Below are 16,713 nucleotides of genomic sequence, written 5' to 3' on the forward strand. Positions count from 1 at the left end.
TAGCTTAATGCACCTTTTTTGTATTTTCTTGACTTGTTAGTTGTTGTTCTGCAAATTCACGGTATAAATCATGGGATTGTGTTAATTCGTGATGGGTGCCGATTCCCGTTACTCGCCCTTTTTCGATAAAAATAATCTTATCCGCATCCACGATGGTTGATAGGCGATGAGCAATGACAAAGGTAGTACGGCCTTCCATTAATCGGGATAAAGCCTGCTGCACAATTCCTTCTGATTGGCTGTCCAAGCTTGCCGTTGCTTCGTCCATCATTAAAATCTTAGGGTCGCGTAAAAAGGCACGTGCGATGGCAATGCGCTGTCTTTGACCGCCTGAAAGTTTTACTCCGCGTTCTCCAACCTCTGTGCCTAATCCATCCGAAAAGGATTTAATAAATTCACTCGCATACGCCATCTCACAAACTTCCCAGAGTCTTTCATCAGTAATGGATTCATCATTGGGAAGCCCGTAACATAAATTTTCGCGGATGGTTCCTGCCATCATCGCACTTTCCTGTGAAACATAACCAATTTGACTGCGCCAGGTTACAGCCGATAAATCAGTGATTGGGATATCGCCAACTATAATTTTGCCTGAGGTCGGTTCATAGAAGCGTTCAAGTAAGCCGAACATGGTAGTTTTCCCGCCTCCGCTTGGTCCTGCAAATGCAATCATTTCCCCAGGCTGGGCCTCAAATGACACATCTTCAAGAACAGGTTCATCTTCACTATAGGAAAAAGAAACATTCCTAACCAGAATAGGTTTATTACCGATGTCTAATTCCATTCCTTTTTGTCCTTCTTCAAGAGGAAGGTTTAAAATATCAATAATCCGTTCGGTGGCTCCTTTTGCTTTTTGTAATTGTGTAAAGAACATAGCGAAACTTGTAATTGGAAAAATAATTTGAAAAAGGTAAAGTAAGAATGCAACAAGTGACCCGGTGGACATCGTTCCATTTGCCACCCGCATGCCTCCGTATCCAATAATCATCACGATTACAATCATGACAACAAGGTACATGATGGGAGCTATTAAAGCCGTAATTCGTGCTTCTTTTAAACCAAACCCTAGCAATTTTTCGATTCCTGATAATCCTTTTGTCTCTTCATGCTTTTCTGCCGTTGAAGCCTTCATTAATCGGATTTCGCTCAACGTTTGTTGAATATTACCGGTAAAGGTGGCCGTTTCATCCTGTAAACCCCGAGAAATCTTCGCCATCTTCCTGCCGAGCGGCATCATAATAATAAAGGTAAGAGGAACAGATATTAACATTAATAATGTCATTTTCCAGTCCATAATCAAGAGAATTGTAATGGCGCCGATAATCGAAATAATACCTGTGATAAATTGTGGGAAGTGATTTGAAATTAAATCACGGACAATACTCGTATCGCTGATGACACGGCTGACGGTTTCACCACTGGATTGTTTATCAAAGAAGCTGACAGGTAAACGAATCAATTTGACCCACATCCGTTCACGTAGACGGGCGACAATCTTTTGACCAACAAAGCTTAACAGGTATATCGATACCCCGTTTATGACCGCTTGGAAAATAAAAGCTGCTCCAATTCCAATCATAAGCGGAACACTTAAGGAGGACACTGAGAAGCCATCTACTAAGTTTTTGGTTAGTACAGGAACAAGGAGACCAGCAAGTGTTGTAATAAGGCTTGCAGTCAATCCAATACCTAATGCAAGCTTGGGGATTTTGGCGGATAAAATAAGCGAAATAAATGGCTTTAAACCATCTTGTTTAGGGTTCATTTTGTATGACTCCATTCCAAAAAATGACTTCAATTAGCATGATACTTACATATGAAGTGATATGCAAATGATATTTTGATAAGATGGAGCAAGTAAAAGAAAGAGAGGAATTATAGATACGATGAATGAATCAAAAACAATAACAAATTCAAATACAGCGAGTGAATCCAAAGCATGGTTGTACGTTATAATTGCGGGATTTCTTGAGGTGGTTTGGGCAAGCGGGTTTAAATATGATGAAGTTCCTTCCCTTGTTGTTCTTATAGCCATTTTATTAAGTTTTGATTTAATTATTAGAGCTACAAAAGTTATTCCGGTTGGGACTGTATACGCTGTATTTGCCGGAATTGGTACCATAGGAACTGTCATTGTCGAGGTTATCTTTGAAAATGGCTCTGTCAGTCCATTAAGAATACTCCTTATTTTATTACTGTTGGCTTGTATTATTGGCTTGAAATTAACAAATAAGGAAGGTGAAGTTTAATGGATTGGCTGATGCTTATTTTAGGAGGATGTTTTGAAGTTGTTGGGGTTATCGGATTAAAAAGAACGGCCGATAAAGGTAATATTGTGAATTATCTCATACTAATTGGAGGATTTATTATGAGTTTCCAGCTGCTCGTTCAGGCAATGGAAACGATACCGTTATCAACGGCCTATGCCGTATGGACAGGGATTGGAACGGTAGGGGCAGCAGTTGTTGGAATGGTATTCTTTAAGGAATCAAAAAGCTGGCTTCGAACAGCGTGTATTCTAGGAATTATCTTCTCAGTCGTTGGCTTAAAGCTCGTTCATTAATAAATATCTCAAATGATGAAGAATAAAAAAGCATAAGACGTCTACGTGACCAAAAAAGTGGTAACATAAAGCTCTGCCAATATAAAGTGGTCACTAATAAATAGACGAAAACATCTCTCGTAATCGGGAGATGTTTTCGTTTAATGCGTAGTTAACTTTTCAAGCTCTGAAAATACAGCTTCATAATCCTCTTTTTTATCTGCTTTAAAGGAAGTGTTGATATAGGTGATCATTCCATCTCTATTGATAACAAAGACGGAGCGGATGGCGACTTCACCTTTTTCGTTAAACACCTTGTAGTCTTTGATGGTCTGCCTCTTCCAATCAGAAGCTAGAGGATAGGGCAATGTCCCCATACTGGCGGCAAAAACTCGGTGCGAGTGAATATGGTCGGCACTGATTCCAATCACCTCTGCACCTAACTGTTCAAATCTTTTGTAGTCCTCTTTCCAAGAGGCGATTTCTTTAATTCAGCCTGGAGTAAAATCCATACCATAAAAGGCAACCACCAGATTCATCTTTCCTCGATAATCCGAAAGAGAAAGGGGGTCCTTTGTTGTTGCAGGTAATGAAAAATCAGGGGCGATGTCCCCAACCTTTAAGGGTGCTTCCAAGATCAATCATCCTTTCTTAAAACAATATCCTTGCTAGGTTCTCCAACTTGATAGGAAATTAGACAAAAAAAGATGGTGCCAGGGCACCATCTTTTTTTGTCTAGCTACAGCGCCTAGGGGCTCGGGGTCATAAGCCAATCCGTCAAAGAGGTTAAAGAACAACCTTTCTGCCGGCTCGTCTTATGCCTGTCGCCCCTGGGAAAAAATGAACTGCTTTTTCCTTGTTCAAGGCGCTTCCGCTTTTCTAATAGGAAATAGCCTGGCTCCCAAATTGGGACCAGCTTGTTACAAAGTCTTGAAAATCGGCTGACCTATTTTGGTCGGGAAAAAAGGGATCATTAAAATACACATGGTTTTCATCATAACCCGTTACAAGGACAGAATGGACTTTTCGCGTGATTTTGATTTCACCCTCATTTGTATTCCATGTTTCCCAGTGTTTCTCCGGTAAAAAGGTATATGTGCTGCCGACTATCACCCAAACGGGTTTACCATCGTTAAGCTTTTTTTGCACAGAAGAAAAGGGATCCCCGGTAATATTATCAATTTGGTTCGGCAGGTATTGATTTGCCAGGTCCTCAATGACCTCATGATAAACACCTAAGCCAGGTTCATTATAGGTGTACATATTGCCGACAAATCCTAGATGGGGATTTCCATAAATTTCACCAATTAAATAGGGTACCTTGGGTATTTCATCTGCAAGAGTGAGCTTGTCAACTGGAACTCCAGCAAAATTTAATAACATTGCCAAGCTGGTCACTTCACAGCCACGGGGAAGTTCAGGAAATTGCATTAATGCAGGAACGGATAATAATATGCTTTCTTTCATAAGGGTCTCCTTTTGATATACAACTACTGTCCGATCCATGTGAACATCCGATTTATATTCTGCGCTCGTTTTTATCGGAGAGATAGAAGCATAGTAGATGGGAAAGATTAAAAGGAGGCTTACCAATGCTATTTTTTTTGATTGATGATTTTTCATGTAAGGAGCTCCTTTTCTATATCTCTAACTATCTAAGATTCTAGAAATTAGTGCAGTGACCGCTGAGTTAAGCTATTACTTTTTACCTAATTATTACTATTTCCCCATTGAAGGGATTTCTCCTCCAAATAGTATTTTAATCCTCAAAGTAAAGCGCTCTATTGAAGATTTACGAGGTTAACACCATATTTATGTCACAAATTATTCAGAAATAAGTGAAAATAGTTCTCGATTGTTTATTGACTATACAAATTACACTGATTATAATCAAATGTATAGGACGTTGATAATGATTTTCAATGTCATTTATTTTTCTTTCTAAGTGATAAGAATTCTCAATTAGAATGAGAATGAGAGAATAATAGAAATGTTGGGGACTGCGATGATGAAGAAAAGATATTTACTACTAGGATTAATACTCTTATCTGCTGTTTCCTTGTTTGTTGGGGTTAGCAGTATATCACCATTGGACTTGTTAGATTTCCAATCTGAGGAGACCCAGATTTTCCTTATCAGCCGACTGCCAAGGCTAATAGCAATCCTGCTTGCAGGAGCTGGGATGAGTATTGCAGGTTTGATTATGCAACAGCTCAGCCGAAACAAATTTGTTTCACCGACGACGGCAGGAACTCTTGACGCAACAAGGCTTGGTATCCTTGTTTCAATGCTGTTGTTTGCAAATGCAACCATGCTTGAAAAAATGGCAGTAGCCTTTGCTTTTGCACTTGCAGGTACATTTTTGTTTATGCAAATTCTTGATCGAATCAAGTTTAAAGATGCTATTTTCATCCCGCTTGTTGGGTTGATGTTTGGGAATATTTTGTCTTCGGTAACGACTTTTTTCGCGTATCGTGCTGACGTCATTCAAAATATGTCTGCTTGGCTTCAGGGTGATTTTTCAATGATTATGAAGGGAAGATATGAACTACTTTACATAAGTCTTCCGATATTAATCATTGCTTATTTCTATGCTAACCGTTTCACTGTGGCTGGTATGGGTGAGGACTTTTCAAAAAATCTTGGGCTTGCTTATCGCCAGATTGTAAATATTGGTCTGATATTGGTTGCACTGGTGACCACGACGGTTGTTTTGACAGTGGGGATCATTCCGTTTTTAGGTTTGATTATTCCAAATATCATATCCATTTTTAAAGGCGACCATTTACAAAAAACATTGCCGCATACCGCACTCCTTGGAGCTATTTTCCTTCTGATTTGCGATATATTGGGCCGGGTGCTCATTTATCCATATGAGATTTCGATCAGTCTCATGGTTGGTGTAATCGGAAGCGGAATTTTCTTATACTTACTGTTCCGGAGGAAGGCATATGCGTAACTCAGTAAAATTGGCCATACTCGCACTGATCGCTGCGGGGGCTTGTGCCATCTATTTATTTCATGATTTAAACGGAAGCTTTGGATACGCCCTGCCAAAACGAACGATAAAAGTGCTGGCAATGGTTTTAACGGGTGTCACAATCGCCTATGCAACGGTAGTGTTTCAGACCATTACCCATAATAAAATTTTAACACCGAGCATCATGGGATTAGATTCCCTTTACATGCTCTTACAAACATTAATTATTTTCTTTTTAGGCTCCGGCCATATGCTGATAGTCAATAAACAGGTGAATTTTTTACTCTCTGTTGCTGTAATGATTGTATTTGCACTCTTTTTGTATAAGTTTCTTTTCAAAAAGGGCAATCAGCCAATCTACTTTTTATTACTTGTAGGAATCATTGTAGGAACGTTTTTCTCAAGTATCTCTACTTTTTTCCAAGTATTGATTGATCCAAATGAATTTCAGATTGTACAAGACCGCATGTTTGCGAGTTTCAATAATATTAATTCAGACTTAGTCTGGCTGGCCATTGCGATTGTCTGCCTTGTAATGATCTATGCATGGCGCTTTTTAAAGTATTTAGACGTATTATCCTTAGGTCGTGATACTGCGATTAATTTAGGGGTTCCCTATGATTCGATTGTCAAAAAAATGCTTGTGATTGTAGCAGTCTTCATCTCAATCTCGACTGGATTAGTAGGACCGATTACTTTTTTTGGCTTAATTGTTGCCAATTTGTCCTATCAATTTTTCAAAACCTACAAACACACCGTACTGATTTCTGGTGCGATTCTCATGAGCATCATCGCCCTTGTTGGCGGGCAATGGGTGGTTGAAAGAGTCTTTACTTTTTCAACAACGTTAAGTGTCATTATTAACTTTATTGGTGGAGTGTACTTCATCTATTTACTGCTAAAGGAGAGGAAAGCTACATGATTCAAGTCCGAGCTTTGTCAAAGTTATATGGTAAAAAGTCGGTTGTTGAGGATGTAACCGTTGATATTCAGCCGCGGAAGATCACGAGCTTTATTGGTCCAAATGGAGCAGGCAAATCGACTTTACTATCAATGGTAAGCCGTCTTCTTGATTCAGATACTGGTGAAGTGCTGATTGACAAATTTGATGTGAAAAAGATGAAGTCTAATGATTTCGCCAAGAAGGTTTCGATATTAAAACAGTCCAATTACATGAATGTTCGTTTGACGATTCGTGAACTAGTATCCTTCGGACGCTTTCCTTATTCTAAGGGGCGGTTGACGGAGGAAGATGAACGGATGGTTGATCAATCACTTGAATATATGCACCTAACCGAAATGCAGGATAGCTTTTTAGATGAGTTATCAGGTGGTCAAAGGCAGCGTGCATTTATCGCGATGGTTATTGCGCAGGATACAGAGTACATTTTGCTTGATGAACCCTTAAACAATTTAGATATGAAGCATTCCGTTCAAATTATGAAAATACTGCGCCGTCTGGTTGATGAGCTTGGTAAAACCGTTGTCATCGTGCTTCATGATATCAACTTTGCGTCTGTTTACTCTGATCGTATTGTAGCGATGAAGGATGGTAAGGTCGTGAAAGATGGACCTACAGAAGAAATTATTGAATCAGCCGCATTAAAAGAGATTTACGATATGGATATTCCCATTCAGAAAATGGATGGCTGCAGAATTTGTGTTTATTTTAGCTCATGAAAAAAGGAGAGATTTAAGGATGAAAAAGTGGAGTTTTTTAGTTTTAATGGCATCAATGATTTTATTATTAGCAGCTTGTGGGTCTAAGGAAGAAAGCAAAACAGAAACAACCGATGCAAAACCTGCAGCGGCTGAAAAAATGACGATTGAACATAAGTATGGCAAGGTGGAAATTGACAAAAATCCAGAGAAAATAGTTGTTTTTGACTTTGGAATTTTAGACACATTAGATGAACTTGGTGTGGAAGTAACTGGAGTTCCACAGACAGCAGTCCCTGCCTACTTAGAAAAATACGCTGGCGAAGGATATACGAACGTTGGCAGCTTAAAAGAGCCTGATTTTGAAGCGATTCATGCGATGCAGCCGGAAGTTATTTTCATCACTACTCGCCAAGCTGAATTATACGATCAGTTTGCAGAAATTGCTCCAACAGTTTATGTGGAATTAGATTATACAAAATACATGGAGTCATTTGAGAAAAACATGAACCTTGTTGGTGACATTTTTGACAAGAAGGATGAAGTGGCTAGCAGAGTAGAAGAGATTAAAGCAAGCGTTGATGAGTTAAATAAAAAAGCTTCGGCACTTGATAAAAAAGGGTTAATCGTCTTAGCAAATGAAGGAAAAGTAAGTGCCTATGGACCAAGCTCACGTTTTGGCGTCATTCATGATGTCTTTGGTTTCGGAGCAGCAGATGAGAAAATCGAGGTTTCAACGCATGGTCAAAGTATTACCATGGAATATATTATGGAGACAAATCCAGACGTATTGTTTGTTATTGACCGTAACACAGCAGTAGGCGGCGAAGCCGGTGCTGAAAAAGTAATCGAAAATGAACTTGTCAAAAAGACCACTGCCTTCAAAGAAAATAAAATCATCTACTTAGATCCAGATGCTTGGTACCTAAGCGGTGGCGGATTACAATCTGTAAAACTTATGGCTGAAGAAATCGAAAAGTCATTATAAAATTTAAAGCCAGGTTACATACCTGGCTTTAATTATAAGGAGGGATAATTTATGTTTTATCAGGTTAGAAGAATTGTCGTAAAAGAGGGATTTAGTGAGCAGGTAGTCGAGAACTTTTCAAATCGTGGCGGCTTGATGGCTCAGCGGCCTGGATACATTGGAAAACAGATTTTGGTGAAAAAGGTTCGTCGCGGTGAAGAGGAAGTTATGGTTATGATTCAATGGGAATCTGAAGAGGATTGGAAGAATTGGGAGAAGAGCCCAGAGCATATTGCCGGTCATAAGGCGAAGCCCAAGGCAGAGAAGCCTGAGTATGTTGTTGAATCCAGCCATGATCTTTATTATGTAAAAGGATAAATTCAAAAATGAAGTCGAAAGAGGCTGACATGAATGGTCACATGCTGTGATCGCATTCTGTCAGCCTCTTTTGTTTTATTTCTTTTCAATTTCCACGTTATTTTCTTTTGCCAATGCATCTAACTTTTTATTATAGTCTTCAATTTGCAGACGACCTTCTTCTAATAATTGGTTGGCCTCTTCAATCATATTTGAATCTTGTTTCTCTATAGCTTCTTTAATTTTTTCAAAGGCACTTAGCTGAAGATTTGCCCCAGAAAGGTATATCTCATGGATTTCTTTCAATTCATCACTTTCAATACTTGCGCTCTCTAGTTCATTAATTAATTCAGTATAGTTCGGAATTACCTCATTAACCAGGGCATCATGCATGGTTGGGTCATCCTTATAATTGGCCCCCGCAACACCTTCATAAGCCGCAACAGCCTTATCCTCCAGTTCCTGTGCAGTCTTCAATTCCTTATTTATATAATTCAAAATGTCGTCCTGGACCGGCCCCCCGCATCCAGCCAAAACAAGTAAACAACCAAATACCACCAGAGCCAACACGCGCTTAACCATAACTCCACCTCCACCCGACCATTATATGAGCAACTGGAAGTCCACTATGTATGAACAAAATTCAAAAAAGCCTAATTAATCGGAAAAACTAAATTTTGAGTGTCCACCTGAGACGGACAGTGTCCACGTGTGGTGCCTGTCACCCATTCTAAAAAAAATCTTTTATTTATTTTACAATTCTGTAAAATGGAGAATGAAGGATTATGATTTGTTTGGAGAGATTGCCATGGCGAAATGTTACCCGATTTTTGGCAGAGCAGGAACTGCGGATTTATATAATCCTGATGAGCTGCTGGATTTATTTCTTAGATGCACGGTAGATGGTATTTGTATTACAAATATGGAGAATCGATTCATTCGAATCAACCAGATATATACAAAGATTTTTGGGTATACAGAGGATGATGTGATTGGAAGATGTGTTGATGAGTTTCCTAACCCAGATTTTCTAAATGGGATTATGTTAAAGGTAAAAGATGGACAGGACTTCCCTAATCTTATTTCCCAATTTCACCATAAGAATGGGCACCTCCTAGACATTGCCGTTTCTTACTCACCATTACGGACCTCAACTGGAGGTATTATTGCGACAATTGCTATATTTCGTGATGTCACAAAAGAGATTAATATGGAAAGAGAATTAAAAAAGACACGTGAGTTATATAAATTAATTTCCGAAAATGCTTCGGATTTAATTAAGGTTTATTCAAAGGATAAGACGATAGTCTATGCTTCTCCATCTCATGAAAAGGTATTGGGATTTTCCCCAGATGAGTTGATAGGTCAGCATGTGCTGGACGTTATCCAGGCAGAGGAACAAGAACCATTAAAAAGGATGTCGAAGAACCTTCATGATTCGGGAGAACCTCAGCTAATACAACTAAAATTGAAAACAAAGGACAATAAAGCTTTTTATTCAGAGACAACGGTTTCTCCAGTTTACAATGAAAATATGGGAATAGAATCTTATGTTACGGTTGGAAGAAATATCACCGAACGTATTGAAAATGATAAGGCACTTCGTAATTTAGATCGGCTTTCCATTATTGGTCAATTAGCTGCAGGTGTTGCTCATGAAATCAGAAATCCCTTGACATCCTTGAAAGGTTTTTCGAAACTATTGAAAACGTCGACTCCATCTGAAAAACAAAATGAATACTTATCCATTATCTCAGATGAATTAGATCGTATTGATATGATTGTCAATGAGTTTATGTCATTGGCTAAACCTCAGGCTATTCAATTTGAACAAGGGAATTTGATTTCAATCATAGATAGTACGATTAATGTGTTACGTCCACAAGCGATGCTTGATAATGTCCAGTTTACGGTTAAATATCCAAAAGAAGACAATCTTGAACTTCAATGTTCTCCTAATCAACTCAAACAAGTCTTTGTAAATATATTGAAAAATGCAATTGAATCGATGCCCAATGGAGGGAATGTTTCGATAGGTATACGAAAATGGAAGAAAAAGCGAGTGGTTATTACTTTTAAGGATGAAGGTCCTGGTATAGATAAAGAACTCTTAAAGTATTTGGGAACACCATTTTATACAACAAAAGACAAGGGAATCGGTCTAGGATTAACTGTAAGCAATAAAATCGTTCAAGAACACGACGGTACGATGAAAATAGACAGTCAGCAAGGAAAAGGAACAACCGTAAAAATCGAATTAGACTGTATTTAATATTATTTTGTTGAAAAACAATTAAATGCCTATCAATCTTTATGCCAGTCCATCATTAGATAAAGAGACAAGATTAATTATAGATAAGGATGGATTGAAAATGGCGAAGAGGAACAGAGGGAAAACGATCAACTACCTGCCATCAAGGGGCCGCGGGACATGTCCTTTGTGTGGAAGGACAAGAATTAAGCTGTTATATCCCTATAAAACAGAAACAAACCAAACAATCAAGGTATGCAAAAACTGCCGGATTAAATAACTAGAATCAAAAGTTCCTTGGGAAGCTTCCTTGGGAACTTTTTTCTTGTGTGTAAAAGGTAATATTTTTATCCTAAATGTATGCAGCTGTGAAGAGTGAGGAAATGTAACTTTCTTCCTATTTTTTTACTATTTTCAGGAGAAAGGTTGGATAGTATTTTAATACACGCAATATTAAAATAACTCTATGTTATAAAAATACATATTTTTTAATAAAAATACACATAGGTGTGGAGGTTCTTTTATGAAGAAGAAAAAAATTGCAGGTCTTCTAGTAGTTAGTTTACTTACCGCAGTCCCCTTTTCAACAGGTTTTGCAGAGGGCCCAAAATGGACGAATGTGAATGTGGTGGAGGAACAGGATGCTAGCAAGTTTAATAGTGAAAACTATGATTTTATGAAATTATCTCAAATTGGGGCTAAATTGACAGCGATTGAAAAACAATCAAATCGTGTAAAAGTAGAAGTTCGTGGGAAATCTGCGGATGGTCATCCCCTTTATGTGGTAACGATTGCAGATCCAACTACACAAGGCAAGTTCGGAAAATTCCAGTCTCTTAGAAAACAAATGTTCAAGAATCCTGGCAAGGCTCAGGATTGGATTGAGAATAATCCTGATTTTAAAGTACCAATAATGATTAATGGCTCGATTCATGGTACCGAATTTGTAGGAAGTGATGCGGTTATCCAATTAATTGAACGTTTTGCAACACAAAATGATGCAGAAACGAAAAATATTTTAGAGAATAATATTCTTATTTTTAACGTCGTACAAAACCCAGATGGCCGTGTCGACGCAACTCGATTTAACGGGGAAGGTATTGATTTGAACCGTGACTTTATCACTCAATCTCAGCCTGAAACCCAAGAAACGGTTGAATTAATTAAAGAGTGGAATCCGATGGTTTTTCTTGATACCCATGGCTATGTGAAAAATTATGGACCTAACCTGCAAGGACTAATTGAACCATGTACGCCTCCTCATAATCCTAACTATGAATATGACCTTTATAATAAGTGGGCAGTAGATCAGGCAAAAGCAATGGAAGCAGAGATTATGGGAAATAAGGAAAGTTATACAGGGAATTTGTATCAAAGCATGGAGGGAGTATACGTACCGCAGCGTGATGATGCAGCTGGCTGGGACGATTATCCGCCAATTTTCACACCGATGTATGCGATGTACCATGGTGCTTACGGCCATACGCTAGAAGCTCCAACGAATGACTTGGATGGGGTCCGCTGGATGTATAATGCGATTATGGGTGCCTTGAATTTTGCCACTGAAAATAAACAAGCAATGATTAAAGACCAAATCGAGATGTTTAAACGCGGTATTAACTTTGATCACCCTTTCCATGAGAAAGGATTCTTCCCGAATGCTTATATTTTGCCCGTTGATGAAAAAGACCCTACGGTAACAAACAAGGCTGTCAACCATTTACTTAAGAATGATATTGAGGTGACAGAAGCAACGAAGGCATTTACTGTTGATGGCAAAATATATCCAAAGGGAACTTATCTTGTTCAGATGGATCAAGCCAAGGCAGGTTTAGCAAACACGATGCTATGGGATGGTGAAGACATCTCAAACGATACACCGGCCATGTATGATATTTCCGCATGGAGTTTGCCGGAGCTTTGGGGCTTTGAAGCGGTTGAGACGTACAGTCCTGTAGATGTTACAGCCAAACAGGTAAATCAAGTGACCGTTCAAGGTGCTGTTACAGGTAAAGGTCCTTATGTGATTCCAAACAGTTCTGTAAAGGCGGTTGAATTAGTAAATAACTTGCTTAACCAAGGAGTAGCTATTTCGCGTGATGGAGAGGGTAACTTTTATACAGGTGCTGCTGCGAATAAAATAGCAGCGGCTGTGAAAGAGTCTGGTTTGCATATTGGATCCGTTGCAAAAGTGCCAGAGGATGTAAGCGAAGTATCAAGCTTGCAGGTAGCCATTCTGAAGGATGGCGGCATGGGGAAAGTCCAGTCTCACAGCGGGACAAAACTTGCCTTGAAGAGGCTTGGTTTCGAGGTTACGGAAGTAACGCCTGTGGAAGTTGCTGAAAATGGTTTAGAAGGCTTTGATGTATTTGTTTACAGTGGGACAGAGAGTCTGATTTCTACTAAATTATCTGAAGCAAACAAAGAATTTGGGTTCCAAGATGTGGATCAATTTTCAAGTTTTAAAAGCAATGTAACCAGTTTTGTTGACAATGGAGGAAAATACATTGCCATAGGTGCTGGAGCATCCAGTGCAACTAAAACACTAGGTTTGACCGATAACATGATTAATACTGCTGGATCAAACAGTAATGGTATTGTGAAGGTTAATTACGATGGAATGGGATTAACTGCAGGTTATGACCAGGACGATATTGGATTTGTTTACCGCCCAGCATGGTATAAGGTTACTGGAAATGATGAAGTTGCTGCTACATTAGCGAACTCTGATGACTTCTTTGTAGCAGGGCATTGGAGAACGAATAAACTCTCAGCTAAAGGTCAGGCTGTCATTGTAAAAGAGGAAAATAAAGACGTTACTCTAATAGGTTTAGAAGCAGGATTCCGAGACCATACCGACTACTTGTTTAGACTCATATCCAATGCAATATTTGAAAAATGATAGAATGATATAAACATAAAAAGGCGCTTGGAATGGATGAAACCAAGCGTCTTTTGTATTTGATTCAGCGTTGAATTGGGTTTCATTTTTTATGCAGGTATTACAACAATACAAAGCGAAATACATATATCATATCAAGTTATGAGGGGATGGTTGGATGGCTTATATAGAAAGGGAAATTATAGCTCAATCGGATTTTTATCATGTGAGTAATGTAAAACTATATGATTATCTGGATGACGCGCGTTCTGAATGGTATAAATATAGTGTATTTATTGGTGTAGAATCAGTTTTAGTACATATTAGTGCCGATTTTAAGAAAGAAATCTTCAACCAAGATAAGCTTCGTATTCGAACGTTGCTTGAACGGGTGGGGAATACTAGTTTCACACTCAAACAGACAGTGATGAATCAGCGTGATGAACAGGTCGTTACTGCTGAGGTTGTTCTAGCGACCATTGACCGTGAAAAAAGGACGAAAGTTACCGTTCCAAATGAAATTCGCAAGCTTATGGAAGAGCCTTTAGATTTAGAAGTCTATTTATTAAACAAAAATCCTTAGGATTCGATTCCTAGGGATTTTTAAATACTTATTCAAATTTTGGTGACATGCATGGTGTTGAATAACCATAACAGCGGAACCCATGCTTTTCAAGAATGGGTTTGCTCATAGAACTGGCATCGACCGTAAGTAACGGATAACCGCACTCAACAGCTTCACGTGCACGGATTGCTAGGAGCGAACTGTAAAAGCCTTTCTTGCGGTAATCAGCTAAGGTTGAACCTCCCCAAAGACTTGAAAATGGTGTGCCTTCATGAAGATACATCCAAGCTGCACTAACTAATTTTCCATCAACAAAGGCCCCATAGAGGGAAAGGTTAGCAGAACTGTCATTAAAATCCCGAATAAGACGCTCACCTAAATCCTGGTGATTGTGGTTCCAAACTTCATCCTCTAGTTTGATAATTTCCCAGATTTCCTGTTCCGTCATAATATTTCTTACTTCCGGAAGAATCGGAGTAGGAAGCAGCTGATTTGTTTCAGTTAAGTCAGAAATCATGAGTGCCTCGGATTCTTCTAGTGTAAAGCCCTTCTTTCGCAGTCTCTCTATTAAATCTAAAGGTTGATCGTAATCAAAAACCTTCCACTCGAATTGTTGCTTTAAGTTTTTATAATAAGCAATTTGCTCCTCTATGACACGGTCGGCACTCGTTTCATCCATTTTCGAATAAGAGATAAACCCTGGTTCAGTCGTTAACGAAACCTTCCTAATAACAGAATCAGTCCGTTCCATTAGAGAATCTGGCTCAATCAGTTCAATCCGTAAGTGTTGATTATAAAGATTTATAATTGTGTCTCTATCCATAAAAAACCTCCTTTTAAAAATTAATCATATATTAATTTTTTCCTAGTTAATAGATGTTTTATTTTGATTTTTCGAAAGATTTGTGATGGTGGCAATGATGGTGACAGGCACCGCCCGTGGACACTGTCCACCTCAGGCGGACACTTCAACCAAACAAAGGATTGGTACCAGATTTGGTCCCAATCCTTTCTGCTTTATAGAGAGTTTTTGGATGATATTTTTGATGGAAAGTATTCAAATGGATAATTTTTTTATCATCTAACCATAATAAATAGCATTTACTACATCTGGAGGAAAATGGAATATGGAACTTTTGGTAAAGTGGATATTTATGATGGTTATCAGCTTATCCCTTATTTTGGCATCCTCTTTTCGTACCAGCGGAGCCGTCACTGTGAATGAAGGAAATGGGGAAATTAAAAATATTATATTTCTTATTGGTGATGGGATGGGGGTTTCCTTCACATCAGGATATCGTTACTTAAAGGATAACCCGGCCACCATAGAACTAGAATCAACAGAATTTGGCCCGTATCTTGTTGGCCAACAGACGACCTTTCCAAATGATCCCAGGTATAATGTGACCGATTCTGCTGCTTCGGCGACGGCGATGGCGACCGGTGTAAAGACCCATAATGGAGCAATTGGAATAGGAAATGATCACTCAAAATTAAAATCAGTCCTTGAAGCTGCAAAGGAAAAAGGGAAAGGAACAGGGCTCGTTGCCACTGCGCCAATTACACATGGTACCCCTGCAGCCTTTGGTGCTCATGTTGCTCAAAGGAAAAATATGAGCGCGATTGCGGATGATTATTATGATGATTTAGTAAATGGTAATCATAAGATAGATGTATTACTTGGCGGTGGATCAGGCTGGTTTATCAGGAAAGATAGGAACTTAGTAGGTGAGTTTGCTAAAGATGGCTACAGCTATGTAACTAACCTCGAGGAGATGAAGAACGACCATAATCCCCAGGTATTAGGGCTATTTGCAAATGGCGGCCTCCCGAAAATGATTGATCGGCCAAAGAGCGTTCCTTCCCTAGCGAATATGGCAGGTTCAGCGATTGAGAGACTCAGTAAGAATGATAAAGGATTTTTTCTAATGATAGAAGGAAGTCAAATTGATTGGGCAGCACATGATAATGATGTCGTGGGAGTAATGAGTGAAATGGAAGACTTCGAGAAGGCGTTTAAGGCAGCCATTGACTTTGCGAAAAAAGATGGACATACATTGGTGATCGCAACAGCTGACCATTCAACAGGGGGATTCACGATAGGGTCACAAGGGCAATATAATTGGTTTAGTTCTGTGATAAAAGCAGTAAAGCGGACACCGGATTATATCGCTATGAAAATAGCTAAGGGAGCAAATGTGAAAGATACGTTAACGAAATATATCGACTTTCCTTTAACAAGTAACGAAATAAAATTAGTCGAAAGTGCAGCACGAACACAAAAAGTAAAAAACATTGACAATGTCATTGAAGAAATCATTAACATTCGTTCCTTCACAGGCTGGACAACAAAAGGACACACAGGCGAAGACGTAAACGTTTATGCCTTCGGACCAGGAAGTGAACGCTTCAAAGGGCAAATCGACAACACCGACCACGCCAAAATCATCTTTGACATTCTTAAATGACGCCTTTATGGTGCCTGTCACCGAGAGGTTCATTCGGTGACAG

General features: G+C 39.0%; 16 protein-coding genes. 11 read left to right on the forward strand and 5 right to left on the reverse strand.

What is annotated here, in order from left to right; translation table 11 throughout:
• Nucleotides 1–4: 4 nt before the first annotated feature.
• Entirely contained in the window at nt 5–1,765 is a 1,761-nt protein-coding gene (locus QNH48_RS02705) for an ABC transporter ATP-binding protein (RefSeq protein WP_283953654.1), read from the reverse strand.
• A 121-nt stretch (nt 1,766–1,886) separates the two neighbouring features.
• Between QNH48_RS02705 and QNH48_RS02710 the strand changes: the two genes are divergently transcribed.
• Nucleotides 1,887–2,249 carry a DMT family transporter gene (locus QNH48_RS02710; protein WP_283953655.1) on the forward strand — a complete coding sequence of 121 codons (363 nt, stop codon included), beginning with the start codon at nt 1,887–1,889 and terminating at the stop codon, nt 2,247–2,249.
• Complete coding sequence (locus tag QNH48_RS02715) at nt 2,249–2,563, forward strand: DMT family transporter (protein WP_095247951.1); 315 nt, start codon at nt 2,249–2,251, stop codon at nt 2,561–2,563. The genes QNH48_RS02710 and QNH48_RS02715 overlap by 1 nt, the downstream gene beginning before the upstream one ends.
• 140 nt (nt 2,564–2,703) lie before the next feature.
• Here QNH48_RS02715 and QNH48_RS02720 read toward each other — a convergent pair whose 3' ends face one another.
• Together QNH48_RS02720 and QNH48_RS02725 are read right to left on the reverse strand one after the other, a co-directional pair.
• Entirely contained in the window at nt 2,704–3,183 is a 480-nt protein-coding gene (locus QNH48_RS02720) for a peroxiredoxin family protein (protein ID WP_349655114.1), read from the reverse strand.
• A 238-nt stretch (nt 3,184–3,421) separates the two neighbouring features.
• Nucleotides 3,422–4,165, reverse strand: coding sequence for a C39 family peptidase (locus tag QNH48_RS02725; protein ID WP_283953657.1), 744 nt, complete (start codon nt 4,163–4,165; stop codon nt 3,422–3,424).
• A gap of 385 nt (nt 4,166–4,550) precedes the next feature.
• Between QNH48_RS02725 and QNH48_RS02730 the strand changes: the two genes are divergently transcribed.
• The 5 genes from QNH48_RS02730 to QNH48_RS02750 are packed head-to-tail and all read left to right on the forward strand — an operon-like array spanning nt 4,551 to nt 8,526.
• The gene (locus QNH48_RS02730; RefSeq protein ID WP_283955663.1) at nt 4,551–5,501 is read left to right on the forward strand and encodes an ABC transporter permease; all 951 of its coding nucleotides are present in this window, start codon (nt 4,551–4,553) and stop codon (nt 5,499–5,501) included.
• Nucleotides 5,494–6,444 carry an iron chelate uptake ABC transporter family permease subunit gene (locus QNH48_RS02735; protein ID WP_283953658.1) on the forward strand — a complete coding sequence of 317 codons (951 nt, stop codon included), beginning with the start codon at nt 5,494–5,496 and terminating at the stop codon, nt 6,442–6,444. The genes QNH48_RS02730 and QNH48_RS02735 overlap by 8 nt, the downstream gene beginning before the upstream one ends.
• The gene (locus QNH48_RS02740) at nt 6,441–7,202 is read left to right on the forward strand and encodes an iron ABC transporter ATP-binding protein (RefSeq protein WP_283953659.1); all 762 of its coding nucleotides are present in this window, start codon (nt 6,441–6,443) and stop codon (nt 7,200–7,202) included. The genes QNH48_RS02735 and QNH48_RS02740 overlap by 4 nt, the downstream gene beginning before the upstream one ends.
• A gap of 19 nt (nt 7,203–7,221) precedes the next feature.
• Nucleotides 7,222–8,169 carry a siderophore ABC transporter substrate-binding protein gene (locus QNH48_RS02745; RefSeq protein WP_283953660.1) on the forward strand — a complete coding sequence of 316 codons (948 nt, stop codon included), beginning with the start codon at nt 7,222–7,224 and terminating at the stop codon, nt 8,167–8,169.
• Between the two features lie 51 nt (nt 8,170–8,220).
• Nucleotides 8,221–8,526 carry an antibiotic biosynthesis monooxygenase family protein gene (locus QNH48_RS02750; protein ID WP_283953661.1) on the forward strand — a complete coding sequence of 102 codons (306 nt, stop codon included), beginning with the start codon at nt 8,221–8,223 and terminating at the stop codon, nt 8,524–8,526.
• Nucleotides 8,527–8,601: 75 nt separating this feature from the next.
• Here QNH48_RS02750 and QNH48_RS02755 read toward each other — a convergent pair whose 3' ends face one another.
• The gene (locus QNH48_RS02755; RefSeq protein WP_283953662.1) at nt 8,602–9,087 is read right to left on the reverse strand and encodes a hypothetical protein; all 486 of its coding nucleotides are present in this window, start codon (nt 9,085–9,087) and stop codon (nt 8,602–8,604) included.
• A 193-nt stretch (nt 9,088–9,280) separates the two neighbouring features.
• Here QNH48_RS02755 and QNH48_RS02760 point away from each other — a divergent pair, with 193 nt between their 5' ends.
• The 3 genes from QNH48_RS02760 (at nt 9,281) to QNH48_RS02770 (ending at nt 14,220) form a co-directional block, all read left to right on the forward strand.
• Nucleotides 9,281–10,777, forward strand: coding sequence for a PAS domain-containing sensor histidine kinase (locus tag QNH48_RS02760; RefSeq protein WP_283953663.1), 1,497 nt, complete (start codon nt 9,281–9,283; stop codon nt 10,775–10,777).
• 502 nt (nt 10,778–11,279) lie between these two features.
• Nucleotides 11,280–13,658 (forward strand): M14 family zinc carboxypeptidase, encoded by a 2,379-nt coding sequence (locus tag QNH48_RS02765; RefSeq protein WP_283953664.1) that lies wholly within the window; start codon nt 11,280–11,282, stop codon nt 13,656–13,658.
• A 157-nt stretch (nt 13,659–13,815) separates the two neighbouring features.
• Nucleotides 13,816–14,220 carry an acyl-CoA thioesterase gene (locus tag QNH48_RS02770; protein WP_283953665.1) on the forward strand — a complete coding sequence of 135 codons (405 nt, stop codon included), beginning with the start codon at nt 13,816–13,818 and terminating at the stop codon, nt 14,218–14,220.
• Between the two features lie 28 nt (nt 14,221–14,248).
• Here QNH48_RS02770 and QNH48_RS02775 read toward each other — a convergent pair whose 3' ends face one another.
• Nucleotides 14,249–15,025: a GNAT family N-acetyltransferase gene (locus QNH48_RS02775; RefSeq protein ID WP_283953666.1), complete on the reverse strand. Its 777-nt coding sequence runs from the start codon at nt 15,023–15,025 to the stop codon at nt 14,249–14,251.
• 304 nt (nt 15,026–15,329) lie between these two features.
• Between QNH48_RS02775 and QNH48_RS02780 the strand changes: the two genes are divergently transcribed.
• Nucleotides 15,330–16,670 carry an alkaline phosphatase gene (locus tag QNH48_RS02780; protein WP_283953667.1) on the forward strand — a complete coding sequence of 447 codons (1,341 nt, stop codon included), beginning with the start codon at nt 15,330–15,332 and terminating at the stop codon, nt 16,668–16,670.
• The last annotated feature ends 43 nt before the right edge of the window (nt 16,671–16,713 follow it).

This window comes from Neobacillus sp. YX16 (genome assembly GCF_030123505.1).
Taxonomy (GTDB): domain Bacteria; phylum Bacillota; class Bacilli; order Bacillales; family Cytobacillaceae; genus Neobacillus.